At 56.6% G+C, this 14,308-nt stretch carries 21 protein-coding genes; 13 read left to right on the top strand and 8 right to left on the bottom strand.

Annotated elements, in window-relative coordinates:
- The first annotated feature begins 2 nt into the window (after positions 1–2).
- The gene (locus FHT76_RS04240; protein WP_259184490.1) at positions 3–1,016 is read left to right on the top strand and encodes an aminotransferase class I/II-fold pyridoxal phosphate-dependent enzyme; all 1,014 of its coding nucleotides are present in this window, start codon (positions 3–5) and stop codon (positions 1,014–1,016) included.
- A gap of 92 nt (positions 1,017–1,108) precedes the next feature.
- A complete protein-coding gene (locus FHT76_RS04235; protein ID WP_259184489.1) occupies positions 1,109–2,122 on the top strand; it encodes a hypothetical protein in 1,014 nt (337 codons plus the stop codon).
- A 10-nt stretch (positions 2,123–2,132) separates the two neighbouring features.
- Here the strand turns inward: FHT76_RS04235 and FHT76_RS04230 are convergent, their stop codons facing one another.
- A complete protein-coding gene (locus tag FHT76_RS04230; protein WP_259184488.1) occupies positions 2,133–2,588 on the bottom strand; it encodes a hypothetical protein in 456 nt (151 codons plus the stop codon).
- A 242-nt stretch (positions 2,589–2,830) separates the two neighbouring features.
- On the opposite strand from FHT76_RS04230, the gene FHT76_RS04225 reads away from it, so the two are divergent.
- Positions 2,831–3,556 carry a hypothetical protein gene (locus FHT76_RS04225; RefSeq protein ID WP_259184487.1) on the top strand — a complete coding sequence of 242 codons (726 nt, stop codon included), beginning with the start codon at positions 2,831–2,833 and terminating at the stop codon, positions 3,554–3,556.
- Positions 3,557–3,605: 49 nt separating this feature from the next.
- On the opposite strand, the gene FHT76_RS04220 is transcribed toward FHT76_RS04225, so the two are convergent.
- Together FHT76_RS04220 and FHT76_RS04215 are read right to left on the bottom strand one after the other, a co-directional pair.
- Positions 3,606–4,211 (bottom strand): BglII/BstYI family type II restriction endonuclease, encoded by a 606-nt coding sequence (locus FHT76_RS04220; RefSeq protein WP_259184486.1) that lies wholly within the window; start codon positions 4,209–4,211, stop codon positions 3,606–3,608.
- A gap of 155 nt (positions 4,212–4,366) precedes the next feature.
- Positions 4,367–4,768, bottom strand: a complete 402-nt coding sequence (locus FHT76_RS04215; RefSeq protein WP_259184485.1) for a hypothetical protein — start codon at positions 4,766–4,768, stop codon at positions 4,367–4,369.
- Positions 4,769–5,171: 403 nt separating this feature from the next.
- Between FHT76_RS04215 and FHT76_RS04210 the strand changes: the two genes are divergently transcribed.
- From FHT76_RS04210 to FHT76_RS04175, 8 genes are all read left to right on the top strand, one after another.
- Complete coding sequence (locus FHT76_RS04210) at positions 5,172–5,444, top strand: hypothetical protein (protein ID WP_259184483.1); 273 nt, start codon at positions 5,172–5,174, stop codon at positions 5,442–5,444.
- On the top strand, positions 5,441–5,755 hold the full coding sequence (locus FHT76_RS04205; RefSeq protein WP_259184482.1) for a hypothetical protein: 315 nt from the start codon (positions 5,441–5,443) through the stop codon (positions 5,753–5,755). The genes FHT76_RS04210 and FHT76_RS04205 overlap by 4 nt, the downstream gene beginning before the upstream one ends.
- 132 nt (positions 5,756–5,887) lie before the next feature.
- On the top strand, positions 5,888–6,076 hold the full coding sequence (locus FHT76_RS04200) for a hypothetical protein (RefSeq protein WP_259184481.1): 189 nt from the start codon (positions 5,888–5,890) through the stop codon (positions 6,074–6,076).
- Between the two features lie 88 nt (positions 6,077–6,164).
- A complete protein-coding gene (locus tag FHT76_RS04195; RefSeq protein WP_259184480.1) occupies positions 6,165–6,410 on the top strand; it encodes a hypothetical protein in 246 nt (81 codons plus the stop codon).
- Complete coding sequence (locus FHT76_RS04190) at positions 6,407–7,054, top strand: hypothetical protein (protein ID WP_259184479.1); 648 nt, start codon at positions 6,407–6,409, stop codon at positions 7,052–7,054. The genes FHT76_RS04195 and FHT76_RS04190 overlap by 4 nt, the downstream gene beginning before the upstream one ends.
- 138 nt (positions 7,055–7,192) lie before the next feature.
- Positions 7,193–8,329: an AAA family ATPase gene (locus tag FHT76_RS04185; RefSeq protein WP_259184478.1), complete on the top strand. Its 1,137-nt coding sequence runs from the start codon at positions 7,193–7,195 to the stop codon at positions 8,327–8,329.
- 89 nt (positions 8,330–8,418) lie between these two features.
- Complete coding sequence (locus tag FHT76_RS04180; protein ID WP_259184477.1) at positions 8,419–8,838, top strand: hypothetical protein; 420 nt, start codon at positions 8,419–8,421, stop codon at positions 8,836–8,838.
- A 95-nt stretch (positions 8,839–8,933) separates the two neighbouring features.
- On the top strand, positions 8,934–9,158 hold the full coding sequence (locus tag FHT76_RS04175) for a hypothetical protein (protein WP_259184476.1): 225 nt from the start codon (positions 8,934–8,936) through the stop codon (positions 9,156–9,158).
- 108 nt (positions 9,159–9,266) lie between these two features.
- Here FHT76_RS04175 and FHT76_RS04170 read toward each other — a convergent pair whose 3' ends face one another.
- The 3 genes from FHT76_RS04170 to FHT76_RS04160 form a co-directional block, all read right to left on the bottom strand.
- On the bottom strand, positions 9,267–9,680 hold the full coding sequence (locus FHT76_RS04170) for a hypothetical protein (RefSeq protein ID WP_259184475.1): 414 nt from the start codon (positions 9,678–9,680) through the stop codon (positions 9,267–9,269).
- Positions 9,681–9,805: 125 nt separating this feature from the next.
- The gene (gene lepB / locus FHT76_RS04165; protein WP_259184474.1) at positions 9,806–10,777 is read right to left on the bottom strand and encodes a signal peptidase I; all 972 of its coding nucleotides are present in this window, start codon (positions 10,775–10,777) and stop codon (positions 9,806–9,808) included.
- A 218-nt stretch (positions 10,778–10,995) separates the two neighbouring features.
- Positions 10,996–11,547 carry a hypothetical protein gene (locus FHT76_RS04160; protein ID WP_259184473.1) on the bottom strand — a complete coding sequence of 184 codons (552 nt, stop codon included), beginning with the start codon at positions 11,545–11,547 and terminating at the stop codon, positions 10,996–10,998.
- Positions 11,548–11,758: 211 nt separating this feature from the next.
- On the opposite strand from FHT76_RS04160, the gene FHT76_RS04155 reads away from it, so the two are divergent.
- Both FHT76_RS04155 and FHT76_RS04150 read left to right on the top strand, forming a co-directional pair.
- Positions 11,759–12,142, top strand: a complete 384-nt coding sequence (locus FHT76_RS04155) for a hypothetical protein (protein WP_259184472.1) — start codon at positions 11,759–11,761, stop codon at positions 12,140–12,142.
- 12 nt (positions 12,143–12,154) lie between these two features.
- Positions 12,155–12,784 (top strand): hypothetical protein, encoded by a 630-nt coding sequence (locus FHT76_RS04150; protein WP_259184471.1) that lies wholly within the window; start codon positions 12,155–12,157, stop codon positions 12,782–12,784.
- 80 nt (positions 12,785–12,864) lie between these two features.
- Here FHT76_RS04150 and FHT76_RS04145 read toward each other — a convergent pair whose 3' ends face one another.
- Both FHT76_RS04145 and FHT76_RS04140 read right to left on the bottom strand, forming a co-directional pair.
- Positions 12,865–13,485, bottom strand: coding sequence for a hypothetical protein (locus tag FHT76_RS04145; protein ID WP_259184470.1), 621 nt, complete (start codon positions 13,483–13,485; stop codon positions 12,865–12,867).
- A 137-nt stretch (positions 13,486–13,622) separates the two neighbouring features.
- Positions 13,623–14,222, bottom strand: coding sequence for a hypothetical protein (locus tag FHT76_RS04140; RefSeq protein ID WP_259184469.1), 600 nt, complete (start codon positions 14,220–14,222; stop codon positions 13,623–13,625).
- Positions 14,223–14,308: the final 86 nt, after the last annotated feature.

The following is a 14,308-nucleotide window of genomic DNA, read 5'->3' as shown; positions in this document are numbered from 1 at the left end:
CCTTGCTGTCTCTGCAATCCAACACGGTACTTCTGCCTAACGAGACGGTGGACGAGCTGGATGCAGCGATAAAGGCCATCGATGTGCGCCGCGCCGCTTCCTACGCCGATACGTGGGGTGAGCAGGCGCTTCGGGAAGACGTGAAAGCACTCACGCCAAATTGGACCGGAGAAGCTCTAATCACCGGGTCTGCCACGCAGGCATTGATGCTAGCGATGCAGCACGTTGGCCGCGAGAAGGCCATCGCCATCCAAGTTCCGTGTTATTTCGCCGTCCTTCGGCAAGCCAAGGAGCTCGGATTGAGCGTGCGGCCGTGGCATTACGTCGACGAGCTGGAACGCATCGGCCCGATCGACGCGATTTTGCTGACCAGCAACCTGACGCCCCCGAAAGGCATTTCATTGTCTCAGGAGGCGAAGGAGCGCATTGCCGCCGTTGCGCGTCGTTATGACGCTTGGGTGATCGAAGACAATGCTTACGAGGCGCTGTGGTTCGAGAACCCGCCGTCCCCTGTCCCGGCTGACCCGGCGCGCAGCATCCGCATCGGCAGCCTGTCGAAAATCGTCAGTCCTGACTTCAGGATCGGTTTCGTCCGCTCCAATGCGGAGACGCTCGAGGCCCTGCGGTCGCGTAAGATCACTATGGAACTGTCGACACCACGGTTCATCCAAGAGGCGGCGAGGGCTGGCATCACGCCACAAGCGCTAAGTCGGTGGCGGTATGAGCTCAAGTCGCGGTCAGACACGTTGCGATCCACACTGAGGGATGTTTTCGGCGTTGGCGTTGCGGCACCAGAGGGTGGCCCCTACGTCGCGTTGCCGCTATTTGATGCCACGGAAACAGGTACGCTGGTCGCGCGGTGCCGGGCAAGCGGATTGCTGCTCGACGAAAACCGCCAGCACTATCCCGATGGGCGCAACCGACCATACATCCGCCTGCATTGCGGCAGCATCCGCGGCGAGGACATCCAGCGCGCCGTCGAACTCCTGTCGATCTGCCTAGACGAGATCGGGTGAGGGCCCAACCCACGGAACGCGATTAAGGGACTTGATCTTGTATCCCGCGGCGCGAAGGTGTTGGCTCAAACGAGCAGACGCCGGAGCCAACAATGATCGTCGAGATGCCGTTCTTTCAGAAGTTCACGGGGCGCAGCCCGAACCGCAGCGACATTCGCGAGATGGTGAGCTACGACAAAGACCTGATGGACTTGGCGGAATTTTCCCTTTCCGATTTCGACCAAGGTGCAGAACTCGGCGAAGGCATCGGAACCCTAGTCAGGGACGGCCGACACTGGGCGTATTTCGGCACGGGCGTCACAGGATGCCTGGACAGCCGCCCCGTTGATGCCGAGCGGCGAGCGACGGCAATGCGTGAATTGTCGAAAATAATCGACCCAACTCGCTTTTTCGACAACGGCAGAATGAAGCTCCAAATCAACCGCCTCATGTCGGAGCCACCTCAGTCACGGTGGATCGAGAGCACAGAACGACAAAACATCTTGGCGCGCCTGAGGGAATGGGTGGGGGAAAATGTCGCTGTGATCGACGGGCATCTGGCGATCAGGGTGGGCGAGCCGTCTCTTAGGCTGATGGTTACGCAACGAAACAAACGGAGCAAGGAGTGTTCTCTGTGGATCGAGCGGGGAAACCTTCTGCCCGACCTCGCGCGCCATCCGCAAGGACTTCATTTCCCGATCAGCGACAAAGACACCATCTGCGAGGTTGCAAGAATTGCGGTGGCCAAGAATCCCCATGTCGAGTGGGGAGGCATTCTTATCGATGAGAAAGAGATCGACAGGATGGCTGTCGGGTTTCCAACGGATGAGAGTATGCACGAGAGGACACTGCGGTCGCTTGCCGCTGGCGTTGTCGTCGGCGGCGTGCGCGGCCCGAACGGGTGGGCGATACAGCACCACCTCGATTATCTCGATACATTGAACGACATGCCGACCGGACAGACGGACGACAGCATACTCGATCAGATGATGAACAGTCTTGTCGTTATCTCTCGATACGTCACTCCGTCCACTTCAACTCTCGTGGCGATGGCGGTCGAGCGATGGGAAGATAGGCCGGTGGCCGCCATCTCTATGTGCGGCCTCCCACGTCGCGTAATCCCTTGATGGGAGGCCTCTACATGAACGGTGTCGGTGGCATGCTGATGCCACGCGCCTTGGCGGCTCGCTTCACCGCTGGCGAGTAATGAGAAGCCGTAAGATCGGAGGCAGACCGCATCGCGCGTTGGAAGGTTCCAGCGAGCTCTATGACCCCGGCAGCGGCCGCCGCATCACGGTCCTCTGCCGTCGTTAGATCAACCGCGTGCGCCCTAATGATCTTGTCGAAGGGGTGGGCAAGTTCCTCGGGCAACCGGCCGTCTTTGAAGCATCTCCTAAGACGTGGAAGATAATCGGGCACCTTTGGGTCGGCGTTCAGCCTCAGCGATACCGCAATGGCGGCCTGTACGCAGGACCTGAGAGCGAGCGTGTATGCGCCATCGAACATATCCGCCGCATGGAGGAAACGGGCTTGCTCGAGCGCCTTTTCGGCTTTGTCCCAGTGGGCGGTCCATGTTTTGTCGGTCGTGATCATGCGGCGGTTCCTAGTCGATTTGGTAGCTAGCAGACGATACCTGAGAGGCATGCATTTGTCAGGTCGGGCTCACAGTCTTAGTCGATGACTGATAATGGCGTTGTCGATTGCCAAAGACAGTAGGAGACCTTGTATAGGGGATAAAGGAGATCGATAGCTTGTATACTCTAGCAGAAATGGAAGCCAGAATTCGAGCCGCTGTCCCAGCAATGCAGGAGAGTGCCACGGACAGATTTGAGGCGATGGCCGAGAAATACAATCCGATTTTGGCCGAAGTGGCGCGTCAACCTGTCGTGCCTCGTGGCACCGTCGACGAGATATTCCCGATGGGCGACAGAACAGACCAGAGGGATTACATTTTCAATCAGGTCGAAGGCCAGACGGAACTTGATCGGTTGATCGAGGCGTTGAAAGGCGATGGCGGCGACGAACACTGGGAGTACGACAAGTGGCTTCGCAGTGCCGCCAAACACGAGAAAATCGTGGTCGAGGTGAAACAAGAAGGGGATGACAAACCTGCCGGATTCGCGATTTTCGGAATGACGCTGGCTTTCGAAGACCACGGCGACGACGAGGTTGAGTCCCATCTTTATCTAACCTTGGACCTTGCCGCCATCTACCTTTCGCCATGTCACCGCGGCCGAGGGTTTTCGGCGGCGCTTTCGTGGGCGGTGGGGTACCAAGTGGAAACGGTAATCGAAGCCCTGAAGGAGCTGGCGGAGGAGAAGCAGCCATCAGCACCAGAAGGCGGCCTCGAGATATTCATTTCTGGTGAGGCGCAATCGGCGGGAGGGGCGCGCTATCTCGCGACGACCGTCGAGAGGATTAAATCGAACCTTGAATTCCTTTCTTTCGAGGCAGGATGGGCCGGCGATATCGACGTGATCGATGACATAGATTTCAGCGACTTCCCTGACTGCGGTTTCAGTGAAGAGGACCAGATATTGCAGAAACCAACATACGGCTGATTTCCCTGACCGATAACATGAGTTATCGGTCACAGGGCCGCGCGGACGCCTAGCAGATGCCCAGTATCAACGTTGGAAGGCGTGGTAGATCGTCTGGGTGCATTTTGCTGAACTTGTCCGATACGTGTTCGAAGTAGGCCGGTCCAGAAGACATCTGCGCCTGAAGGTCTTTCATTGGCACGATCTCGATGGCGCATTGGACCAACCCCATCCGCCGGAGGATCGAATTTTTGATCATGATGTCGTAAAATGGGAAGGTATACTTGCCGAGCTGCATCTCGATCACCATTCCGTCCCGCAGGAAGTCGCTCTGCGTGTTGGAGCGATATGGCTTTAGACGCGCAGCGCGGATAAACGCCTTTTGCTCGTGGTAGGGGAGCAGAGCTGCGGCGCGATTGACGTCAAAGTCCTCGCAGACAAAGTAGTTGTCCGTGTATTCCTGCCAACCGGCGGCATCCATCCGTTCTTCAAAAGCCTTGTTGATCTGGATCGGAGACCAAAGCAATCGTCCTTCCCGACCTTTCTCCCGTGAGACCTTCTTTTCCAGCCTGTCGAGGTCTACGAGCCGCAGCGCGTCCTTTACAACGGAAAGCGACCCGTTCTCGGTCGCGGTCTCCAATCCTGAACTCAGGGAGAGATGTTTCTTGATACGCATTCGCAGGTCATCATGCCAATGCGGAATTGTAGACTTGGAACAAAGCGAATGACGAACGCCGGCCGCCTGGTGAGGCCGTTGATCAACGAAGCGGCCGATAACACTCGGTATCGGCCGTTGGAGACGTCGAGCCCACTGTTCAGGATGCGCCGGGGCTAGCCGTGTGTAATCCCGAGGATTTCTCGCTCGGCGGCTTCGACAGCGTCACTTGGTGAATTCCAGAGAGTGTCTTGCGGACGTTGCCCATCCAAGAAACTACAGCTCGAAGCTAGCCAAATCGCGATGTTCCAGTTTGTGTAGCCTGCGTCCCTTAGGAGAGTGACGACCATTTCGAATGCATCCCGTCCAGGGAAATTGACGTCGCCAGCAACGACCCACGACGGATAAAGCAGGACCCCATCATGCTCAATAGTCAGCGTCTGCTGGGCAATTTCCTGTGTGACGGGGACGGTGGTCGAGCTGCCTTCCATTGGAAGCCACGCGCCGGCCTCAAGTACCGCCGTCCTAGCATTGTCAGCCATTGTGGCCTCGATCGCCAGTATCTGTTCCTCGATCATAGCGCCTTCTTTCGTTGGTATCATGGATAGGACCCCACAATCCATTACTACGGCAAAGCCTCGTCGGCGCAATTCGCTATAGTTCCAGTTGTCGAGATCGCGCCGTAACGATTGGACAGACGGTCCATATCGGCGCACTGGAAGCCGTCAGTACGCATCGAAAATCGTCACTGCGGGAGAGGTGAAGGACTTCAGGTTCTCTCGTGTGGCATCGTATTCGTCAGCAACGGACTGCGGCGGCTGATAACAGGTGTTATCGGCCAGCTCCGTAGGAAGTGGGTTTAGTTATGCAGGGCAAGATGCTCTGGCCAAACATCGTTCGATTTCGGAATTGCGAACCAGACTTGCAAGAAATCATCCCTCCAGCCATCGTAAATAGAGGCGTGTATAGGGCTGGAGCGTTATGACCGAGATCAAATCAGGACATCAAAAGAATTCTGGAACCGATAATTTTATCGGGCTGGTGGTCTCGATTGCTTTCGGAACGGTCTTCTACGTCTTTGTCATGCTTATGATCCTGGGTCTCAAGCTCAGCAGCGAAGCTCCGCAGAGGGATCACATTCGGTCCCTCCGGGAAGCGACGTGCGCGAAAAACGGAATGGTTCTCCTCGATGACAAGTATCATCCCGCCGTGTGCGCTTTCGAGGTCGATGAAGAAGGCAATCGAGTTCCATGATTGAGGTCGCGGCCGTGCTTGGAAAACGTCAAATCGACCAGATCAAAACCAATAAATATGAGGCGATCTCGATGACTGCGGGCTTCGTGGCAGGCTGCGCGTTTGTCGGCGTTGACGAACTGCAAAAGGCCGCCGCGCTGGATTGGGCGAGAGTCGTTGCGGTGATCGGACTGTGTTCTATCGTTGCTGTCATTCACTCCGTCGGCGCGGTCCCGGAGGATCGACTGTCGATTGCCAAGAGATGGGTTAGGGCATCGGCCATGACGATCGTTGGAGCGGGCGTGACCAGCCTTGTTGCCTTGGTTTTCTGACGCTACCAACGTGCGAAGCTGGCCGATAACGAGCTTTATCGGCCACGGCACCAAGTGGGCCCTTGAAATCCTGTTAGGCTAGCGCCCCTCAATAGTCGGGGAAGTGGCGCACGCACTGCGATGGGAGGTGATATGGTTGACCGTCTCGAAACATGGAAATCCATCGTCCAAGGCCTTCAGAGGATCGAGGATGCCGTCGACTTGATCGAAGGAGTCGAACTCGAAGAGGACGACTTAGAAATCCAATTGCTGGCGATCAGGTCGTCCCTGAAGGACATTCGCAATGCGGCGCATGACTTCATCCGACCAGACAGGGATTAACTCCAAGGCGCACGAAGGTCGAAGAACTGTAGGCTGCCCGGCCGGCTTCCCCGGAGCCTGCGGACCGACGTACAATGGCACCCAGTGAATGGAAATCGGGATCGCCGCATGGCTGGCTTGTTTCGATGAGACAACAAGAGGGGAAATATCAATGGATTTGAAGGCTCAGTACGAGCAAGGCCGTAGGGATGCCTTGGAAAGGTGCCTGGAGGCTGTTTGGGATGCGTCTCTACCAAACGGGCAGGGTGCTTGGTCCGAAGGACAGTACGACGCCTGCGAAGAGGTCGCCAAATTGATCATGAACCTTCAGAAGGAAAGCGAGCCGAAGCCATGAAATTTCTGATCTCGGGCTCCGCGGGTCGGGTGGGGTACGCCGACGGGCAGACCTTCGTCTACACGGACGTCGAAAGCGAGCCGAGGCAATGGCTTTCCACCGGTATTGGAATGTACGCCTACGCCCTCCTTCATGCCGAGGACGTGACCGAGATCGATGCGGAAACGATCGAAGACGCGCTTGACCGAGGTCGTCAGGAAGTCGATTTCGCCAAAGCCTTGATGATGCTCAACATCATCATCGACCCAAAGAAGCTGAAGTTAGACGACGAGATCACAGATTGGTTCCTGGTCCACTATGAGACCAACGCCAAGCCAAGGATAGATGCGATCCTGCGACGGGCACCGCTCCCTGCTGGGGTGTCGGTTGAGGCGCTGAAGGCTATAATCGAGGCGCAGCCTAGATTGACCGAAGTCATCAACATCATCATCGAGACTCACAGCAGGAAAGATGCGCCCACGGAGACCGAAATGGCCATCGATAGAGAGAGAAAGCTCGTCTCCGCACTCAAAGAGGTAATGTCTTGGGTGACAAATTGGGACAGCCGCTTTCTCGACGACGAAGAATGGCCCGAGACGGAGAATCGAGTGAATGCGGCGATCACTGCATCGGAAGAGTTTCTGAAGCAGTTTGACCACAGGTAACATCGCTGCCCGCCTAGACCTCAGCGTTCGGATTGGGGTCTTGAATGACCGATAACAGGCCTTATCGGCCAGCCATCGGTTGACGAGTTGGGCAGGCCGGAACACCCTTGAGTCCTAACGCTTTGAAAGAGAATTTTGATGACGCTTTTTGAACGTCAGGGGCGCGACTGGTTTTTCGCGTCAGCCCCTCGGAAAGTACACGACAAGTTGCCCGCTGGGACCTACCTGCTGAACAACCACCCTACTCTTGGCTACTACCTTTCTGAGATCGAAGACTTCACGCTGCCGGAAAAGACGTACGGAAGGGAAATCGAGCGCTACGATCGGATCATCAATACGTTCATGTCGCGGCCGGCGACCACCGGTGTCATCCTGGCCGGCGAAAAAGGGTCTGGAAAAACCCTGCTCTCCAAGCGCGTTTCGATCGAGCTGGCGAGACAGCACGGGATTCCCACGATCATTATCAACGCGCCTTACTGCGGAGACGACTTCAACCAATACATGCAGGCGATCACCCAGCCGGCGCTGGTGGTCCTCGACGAGTTCGAGAAGGTGTACGACACCGCGGCGCAAAACCAGTTGCTGACGGTCCTCGACGGAACGATGCTGTCGAAGAAGCTGTTTATGGTGGCGATCAATGACATCGGCAAGATGAACCAGTTCATGCTCAACCGTCCAGGTCGGTTCTTCTATGTCTATCGGTACACCGGAGCATCGGAAGAGGCCGTTCGTGAATATCTGATCGACAAACTTGCGGACCAGTCTCGCATCGACTCGGTCGTCAGCTACGCTCAGTTGTTCCGCAATTTCACCTTTGACATGCTTTCGGCGATCGTCGAAGAAATGAACCGTTACAACGAGCCGATCAGCGAAGTCATGCAATACCTCAACGTCAGCATGGAATGGGGCGGGGCGGAGTGCTACGACGTCCTCGAAGTAAAGTTGAAGCGTGAGATCGACGAAAAGTTCCTCGGCTGGGATGCCGATTCCGTCCGGAAGGGCGGGGCGGGCCGATCCTTCAACGACGGCTATGCATACAATCCCTTCCACGACGTCGTGAGACAGCGCGTCTACGTGCGGGTTGCCGAGAAGAAGAAGCAAGAAGACGAGGATGAGGACGACTATTACGGTGGAAACTACGAATATCATCGGGTTACGCCGAGCGATATCGTCAGGGTCGATAATGGCGGTGTCTTCACGTTCGAAACAGACACGATGACGATGAGGATCGGCAAGAGGGTGGCAGAGAGCTACTCCGCGAAGATCATCGCCTGACCAAACGGAAACCGGCGCGGGATGCGAGGCGACGTCTACAATTTTGTTGACGCCGCCTTTTTTGCGTGATGTGATTGAGTCACGGCAAAATGAAAGGTTCCACTGTGCTGCAACAGCTGATTGACGCCGCCTTAGCGCGCGGCGCGACGGACATCCAATTGATTCCTGAACAACATGCCTTCAGGGTATTCGAACGCATCCAAGGTGTTCGAAGGTTGGTTGGCGAGTACAACCAGGAACACGAAAGGGCGATCATTGCGCAGGTTAAAGACCGCTCGGCTATGGACTTGATGGAAAACGCCAAAGAACAGTTCGGCGAGTTCGAATCCGGCAATGGAAACACCAAGATTGGTGTCTGTGCAGCCACCTTTGTGGACGAGGAAGGCCGTGAAGGAGCACAGCTTAGCTTCGCAAGACGACCGTTCAAGCTGCTGAACGAAACAACGAAACATGCCAAAAGCAGGGCTGAACAGTTTGAAGCTCGCGGTTTCGTAGAGATCGGAATGTAATTTCCGGTTCCCGCACCGTAGACGGAGTTTTCAATTTGTCGACGCAAATCCAGAATGAATTCATTGAAGAATAATCGTCAAACAAGGAGTGTCTCATGAAAAACGTATTCACCAAGACTGTATTCGGCGTAGCGGTAGCGACGTTCGTCGGGCTGACCGGTGCCGCGCTCTATTACGCGCCGATCGCATACCAGAAGGCGCAGGAAGCCAGCCTCACCAACGCCGCAACCTCCAGCCACACCAATGTCCAGGTGCTGAGCCTGCTGTCGGTCGTTCTGTCCTTGACGGCCTTGTCGCTGACCCGTCGTCGCGCAAAATAACGCCACGAAAAAGCTACGAACCCCGATGGGGCGCGCTGCTGAGGCGATTGCTGAAATATGACGACGTCATCAAGCCCGCCGCGTTGGCGGGCTTCTTTGTTTTTGGGCTTACCGCGGATACCATTCTGGATGGGCGTCGATCTTCTCCTGGGTGATGGAGTCAAACCTTTTGGCGCGCCATTCGAATTCCATCCGGGCAATCTCAAGGGCGACGTACAGCTCCGAGGTTTCGTCGGGCATCGCTTTGCGCAGTTTGTCGCGCTCTCGTTGCGGCATCTCGAGATACGCCAGGTATTCATCCTCGCGCGCTTCGTCGAAGCCCTCAGCCCACGGGATGCCGTGGAGCCGAAGGCGCTTTCTCATCGCTTCCTCGGCGGTGTCGGGGACCTTGAAACCAAATTCGTGGGCGAGAGCAACCAGCTCCTGCTCTGTCGACGCAAGAGACTCCATCGCGTTCTCCCACGATAGCCGGCCGGCGCTCCAAAGGGTCAGGGTCTCGTGCAGGCTGAGATCGGCGGTCATGGCCTTCGGCTCCTTGTGATGGCCAAAATATAGCGCCTGACGTCCGCCTTGGACAGGACCGCGGAGATTTCCATGGAAGCGGTCGAACCTCCCGCCTCAAGGAAGTGATCGGATAGAGCGATCCATCACTCAGCCAGCCGCCAGTGATTGTCTTCGTGTGCGTACGCGATATCGACCCGGGCGAAGACATTGTCGCCCGGTACATAGCCGACGGCAGTGTACCTGCTGTCGTTGCTCTGGTCTCGGTTGTCGCCGATAACGAACACCATGCCTTCAGGGACCGTCAGCTCGGCCGTTTCGTCGCCGCCCTCGAGGTCGGAGATTTCCATTATCGAGTACGAGCGTCCCGACGGGAGCCTCTCCTTGTAGACGATGAAATCTACATTCTCGATCGTGACTTTCCCCGTCTCTTTCCGGGATGCCATCGATCCGTTCACATATAGTCGCCCAGCCTTCATCTGGACACGGTCGCCGGCCAGCCCCACGACCCGCTTGACGTAGTCGTTGCCGGAGCCGTCCGGTACGCGAAAGATCACGATGTCTCCAAGCTGCGGATCGGCCCTGAACAGAGGGACCTTCGGCCCGATGTCGAAGACGAAGGAGTAGGGACCGTACCCATATGCGAACTTGCTGGCGATGACGTAGTCTTTGGAGCGGAGCGTGGGGGCCATCGAGTTGGTCGGGATCGTGAACGGCTGGTACACGAAGCCTTTGACCAACATGATCACGACGAATGGAGCGCCCACGAAGAGAGCGAGGAGACCATACCAACGCCCGTAGAAAGGATAGCTCGTCCGATCGCTTTCCTGGGCGGTGACATAACCGTGAACCGCGCCGATCAGGTTGAAGACAGCGAAGGAAAGATAGGTCGGGGTCGTCCAGTCATATCCGAAGAGGAGAACCTCACCAAGCGATATGGCATTGCCAGCGACGATATACGCCAGAGCCAGCCAGCCGCGCCCGAGATAAGCCATCACGACGGCTGGGCCGAATATGAGGCCAACGAGTGCGGCCGAGGCTGGATACCTGCCGGTCAGCGCCCGCACGCTCAGCCAGCGCATCGGGCCGTAGGAAACTGCCGCGGAATCGTTGCTCATGTCGTGCAAGCCTCGCCCTAGCGTGAATGAGGTTCCAAAGAACGCTCCCGCAGCGTGTGGTGACAACGGCAGCGACATCAACATATCAAAACGGCTGGCGGCCGGAATAACGCAATTGGAGGAGGCCGAGAGCTAGCAGGCGTGGTCTAACGGTTGTCTGGCCCTGCAACGCAGACCGAAACCCGACCTGCGCTTGTCCAAAAACAGCCGTTCCGCCGTCACTTGTCCGCGGCGACGAGGCCTCGTCGTGCCAGGATCGCTTTCATGCTACCGCTCACGCCGTCGACGACTGTCGTCGCGTTGATCAGGGCTTGAGTGGCTGGGTCACGAAGAGCATGCAGGACCTCTCTGGTCATGAACCCTTGGCGAGAGAACAATGCCCTCGTCACGAAAACCCGGCTGTTTGTCGGAGACGAGATTATCTCCTCCCTGATTTCAGTGATCGCTCTTCCAGTCTCGTAGCCACCGAAGGGCATGCCGCTGCGGATCATCTGCTCGGTAATGGCCGCGTTTATCTTCGCGCCATCAGGCCCGAGCAGTTCAAGGGAAACCTGCATCTGCTCGCACGCGACGCCTATGCAGAAATAGTATGCCGAGTTAGGGGACGAGGCTAAAGCCTCCAGAGGTTTTCGTGGGACACCACGGCTTACGAGTGTCCTTGCCATGCTCTGGCCGAATGCCCGATAACCCCCGCTCACGCGAATCGCCAGCTCTTGAAGGAAGTCGGCGGCGACCTCGTTTTGCGCGCGCTTTCGGAACAGACCGAACATTCGAATCCTCCGTGTGCTCGCCAAGAAACGCTACACCAAGGCCCCGCACCCGCCAAGCCCATCTCTTCGCCGCACAGGTACGGGATCGTGAGGTCGGCAATTTATCGACGTCATAAATTTGGCGTTGACGCTCCATTGTCAACACTTTATAAGGCTCGAAGTCTTCAATTCGTCGACAGATAACGGTCGGCTTGGCAGGGATAGGGAAGCAATGGAAATCATCCTCATCGACGACAACCAGCCTACTGAATACCCCAGCCCTGCCGCACTGGGAGAAAGTGTCCTGGTAACCGGAACGCTTTGCACCAACAACACGTCGGGCGGCACCGCGATTCTCGAGCACGCCGGCACACAGTGCGTCGTTACCAAGGCGTTCTGGGATTACGAGACGGGCTGGCGTTATCACGGCCGCGTCGATGATGCTGCCGCGCTCGACGCGTTCCGCGAGCAGGCGACGACCAGGTTCACCCCGGAAAGCTACCGCGAAAAATACCCGAACAATCCGGACCTGTACGAGCGCGCCAAGAAGGCGGCCGACGAATTCGATCCAGGTTACGTCTACTTCAGCGAACATGACCTCGCCAAGCGCGGCTAACAGGAGATTACGATGACTGCAACCGCCGCCAAACATAGCCTGACAAGCACAGTCTTGAACCGCCTGTTCGGAGTTCCGAAGGTTGAAGTAGAGTCCAAGGTGATCGAAACACCGAAGCCCTACAATCCCGTCGCCGGCCTGTCTCGCGATGAGGTCCGCAAGCTAAGGCGGATGTTGGCCAGCGCTGCTCACGGTGCCGACCCATACGATTCTGACGTGCTCTTTGACTCCATCAGTGATGAGTCCGCACACGACGCACTGGAGGGTCGAGGGGAATTCGCCGAAATTTGGCGTATCTCACATGAACACTTCGATTGGGGTTTTGGACACACCATCGTTCGCGCAAAGATCACTGGCGAAGCTGGTCTCAGTGTTTCTCGTTACGTAAGGGACGACAGCACGCTTTCGCAGCTTCACGCTTTGCCTGAATACGAAGCGCTTAGGATGGACAAGGGAATCCCGACAACGATCGCCGCTTTCTATAATCACGACGAAGCGGCAGACAGATACGAGTTCTGCGTTCGTTGTTTTTTGAGGGCCGATCAGCTCGGCGAGATCGATACTGTACACAGAATGCTCGAAAGCATCGGAAACGGACTAAAGAACAGTCAGAAACCAAAGGCCCGTCGACGGGCTGCATAGGTTGCGATCTGTGACTCCTGAATGCTTCACCTTCGGTGACCGATAGTCATCCTACCGGTCACCGAAGGTACTTGAAGCGATCAGACGCCGATCTTGAAAGTCTTGCCGTCGTGGAGGCACTGATTGCACGCAGCACGCTGCCGGAACTCGGCCAGTCCTTTGCCGTTTTCTTCATTCCAGGATTCGACCCAATCACGGGTCTCAACTTTCTTGAGATACGTGATCACGGAGTTGCTGTCTTGATTGAAAACGCAGAGGGCGTTCGCACCATTGTCGGCTGCGATCTTCTTCGCTTGATCGACAAGTTCATCGAGGTCAATGGCCGTGACCGAGAAGTCGGGCTTGCTTGGTTCTCCCATGACCGAAACGGTGCCAGTGTAGTCGCCGGACGCTGACTTGTGCGTCATAACGCAGACCCGAGGTACCGCCTCGGCATATCGACGGTTCTCTACCTCGGCATCAAATTTCGCAGCTGCAACGCGACCTTGCGGCGTCAGGATGTAAGCCTTTTCGGCAACGTATCCAAATCCGTAAAACAGGGCAGGAAGCCCGACGGAAAGCACAACCACTGCGAAGAATGCGTCAAGATTCCAGGAAATATACCAGACGATAAGGCCTGCGGCCGTAAGGAGCATCAGGGAAATAAAGCCAAGCTCCATTCTGCGCAGGCCAAATGTCGTTCTAACGTCTTGGGAATTCATCCGTGATCTCCGTGTTCATCTACACAAATTGAAGACGTTAAGGCTTGGCGCGTCAACCAACTATCGCAATCAAGAAGCGTGGAGGTTGCTCTCTTGCTGACAGACAATCACGGTTATCCGGCAGTGAGAGCGGGTGCCTAGTTGGCGTCAACCGCCGCCGCAGCCTTCGCGGCCTGCGCCTGCTGCGCGATCTTCAGCATCTCAGCGAGATAAGGCTTGGGATTGCCATAGTAGAGGCGGTAGAGGCCGTCGAAATAGGCGATGATGCTGTCGTGGTCGCGCAAGACGATCTCGGGGAGCATGTAGGTGTATTCTGCGTCGTAGTTGAACGCGATCTGCTTGCCGGAGTGGTAGTGGCGGACAAGCGCCCGCATCACGGTGCGTTCCTTGTCGGCGCAGCAGCTCGTGCCCTCGACGTCCACGAAGAGGTTCCGGATGTGCTGGCTGACGAAGTCCTGCTTTTTCAGGAGAAAAAGCAGGTGGTGATTGTCGCCATGCACCGTTTTAAAGAGGGCATCCGTAAGTTGGTCATGGCGACGAAGCAAAGCGTGCTTGAACCTGCGGTAATCAAGTTCACGAAGGGCCTCCGTGGCCTCGAGAATCGCCGGATCGTTCTCATGCGCGGACAGCACTTCCTGCGCCGCACGGCCTGCTTCGCCCAGGATCGACGCAAAGATGTTCTCGAGGCCCTTCTTCAGGTCTTCCTTTGAAAATTCACCAGACTGTTCTTCCGTCATTCGTATCTCTCCGTTTGAGAAATAGATGGTGGCGTGGCCGCGAAAATCGGTCAACGCCATCGCGGACGATATCGAAGACTTAGAAC

The sequence above is a fragment of the Rhizobium sp. BK176 genome, assembly GCF_024808055.1.
Note: the sequence above shows the minus strand (reverse complement) of the source record. Positions and strands in the feature narration are given on the sequence as shown.

Bases quoted from the DNA above. Each gene is read 5' to 3' on its own strand.
- FHT76_RS04175 (WP_259184476.1), top strand. From the start codon at position 8,934: ATGAAAAACGTATTCACCAAGACTGTATTCGGCGTAGCGGTAGCGACG.
- FHT76_RS04160 (WP_259184473.1), bottom strand. From the start codon at position 11,547: ATGTTCGGTCTGTTCCGAAAGCGCGCGCAAAACGAGGTCGCCGCCGAC.
- lepB (WP_259184474.1), bottom strand. From the start codon at position 10,777: ATGAGCAACGATTCCGCGGCAGTTTCCTACGGCCCGATGCGCTGGCTG.
- FHT76_RS04150 (WP_259184471.1), top strand. From the start codon at position 12,155: ATGACTGCAACCGCCGCCAAACATAGCCTGACAAGCACAGTCTTGAAC.
- FHT76_RS04195 (WP_259184480.1), top strand. From the start codon at position 6,165: ATGGAAATCGGGATCGCCGCATGGCTGGCTTGTTTCGATGAGACAACA.
- FHT76_RS04230 (WP_259184488.1), bottom strand. From the start codon at position 2,588: ATGATCACGACCGACAAAACATGGACCGCCCACTGGGACAAAGCCGAA.
- FHT76_RS04220 (WP_259184486.1), bottom strand. From the start codon at position 4,211: ATGCGTATCAAGAAACATCTCTCCCTGAGTTCAGGATTGGAGACCGCG.
- FHT76_RS04210 (WP_259184483.1), top strand. From the start codon at position 5,172: ATGACCGAGATCAAATCAGGACATCAAAAGAATTCTGGAACCGATAAT.
- FHT76_RS04225 (WP_259184487.1), top strand. From the start codon at position 2,831: ATGGCCGAGAAATACAATCCGATTTTGGCCGAAGTGGCGCGTCAACCT.
- FHT76_RS04145 (WP_259184470.1), bottom strand. From the start codon at position 13,485: ATGAATTCCCAAGACGTTAGAACGACATTTGGCCTGCGCAGAATGGAG.
- FHT76_RS04190 (WP_259184479.1), top strand. From the start codon at position 6,407: ATGAAATTTCTGATCTCGGGCTCCGCGGGTCGGGTGGGGTACGCCGAC.
- FHT76_RS04170 (WP_259184475.1), bottom strand. From the start codon at position 9,680: ATGACCGCCGATCTCAGCCTGCACGAGACCCTGACCCTTTGGAGCGCC.
- FHT76_RS04180 (WP_259184477.1), top strand. From the start codon at position 8,419: ATGAAAGGTTCCACTGTGCTGCAACAGCTGATTGACGCCGCCTTAGCG.
- FHT76_RS04185 (WP_259184478.1), top strand. From the start codon at position 7,193: ATGACGCTTTTTGAACGTCAGGGGCGCGACTGGTTTTTCGCGTCAGCC.
- FHT76_RS04155 (WP_259184472.1), top strand. From the start codon at position 11,759: ATGGAAATCATCCTCATCGACGACAACCAGCCTACTGAATACCCCAGC.
- FHT76_RS04205 (WP_259184482.1), top strand. From the start codon at position 5,441: ATGATTGAGGTCGCGGCCGTGCTTGGAAAACGTCAAATCGACCAGATC.
- FHT76_RS04200 (WP_259184481.1), top strand. From the start codon at position 5,888: ATGGTTGACCGTCTCGAAACATGGAAATCCATCGTCCAAGGCCTTCAG.
- FHT76_RS04215 (WP_259184485.1), bottom strand. From the start codon at position 4,768: ATGATCGAGGAACAGATACTGGCGATCGAGGCCACAATGGCTGACAAT.
- FHT76_RS04140 (WP_259184469.1), bottom strand. From the start codon at position 14,222: ATGACGGAAGAACAGTCTGGTGAATTTTCAAAGGAAGACCTGAAGAAG.
- FHT76_RS04235 (WP_259184489.1), top strand. From the start codon at position 1,109: ATGATCGTCGAGATGCCGTTCTTTCAGAAGTTCACGGGGCGCAGCCCG.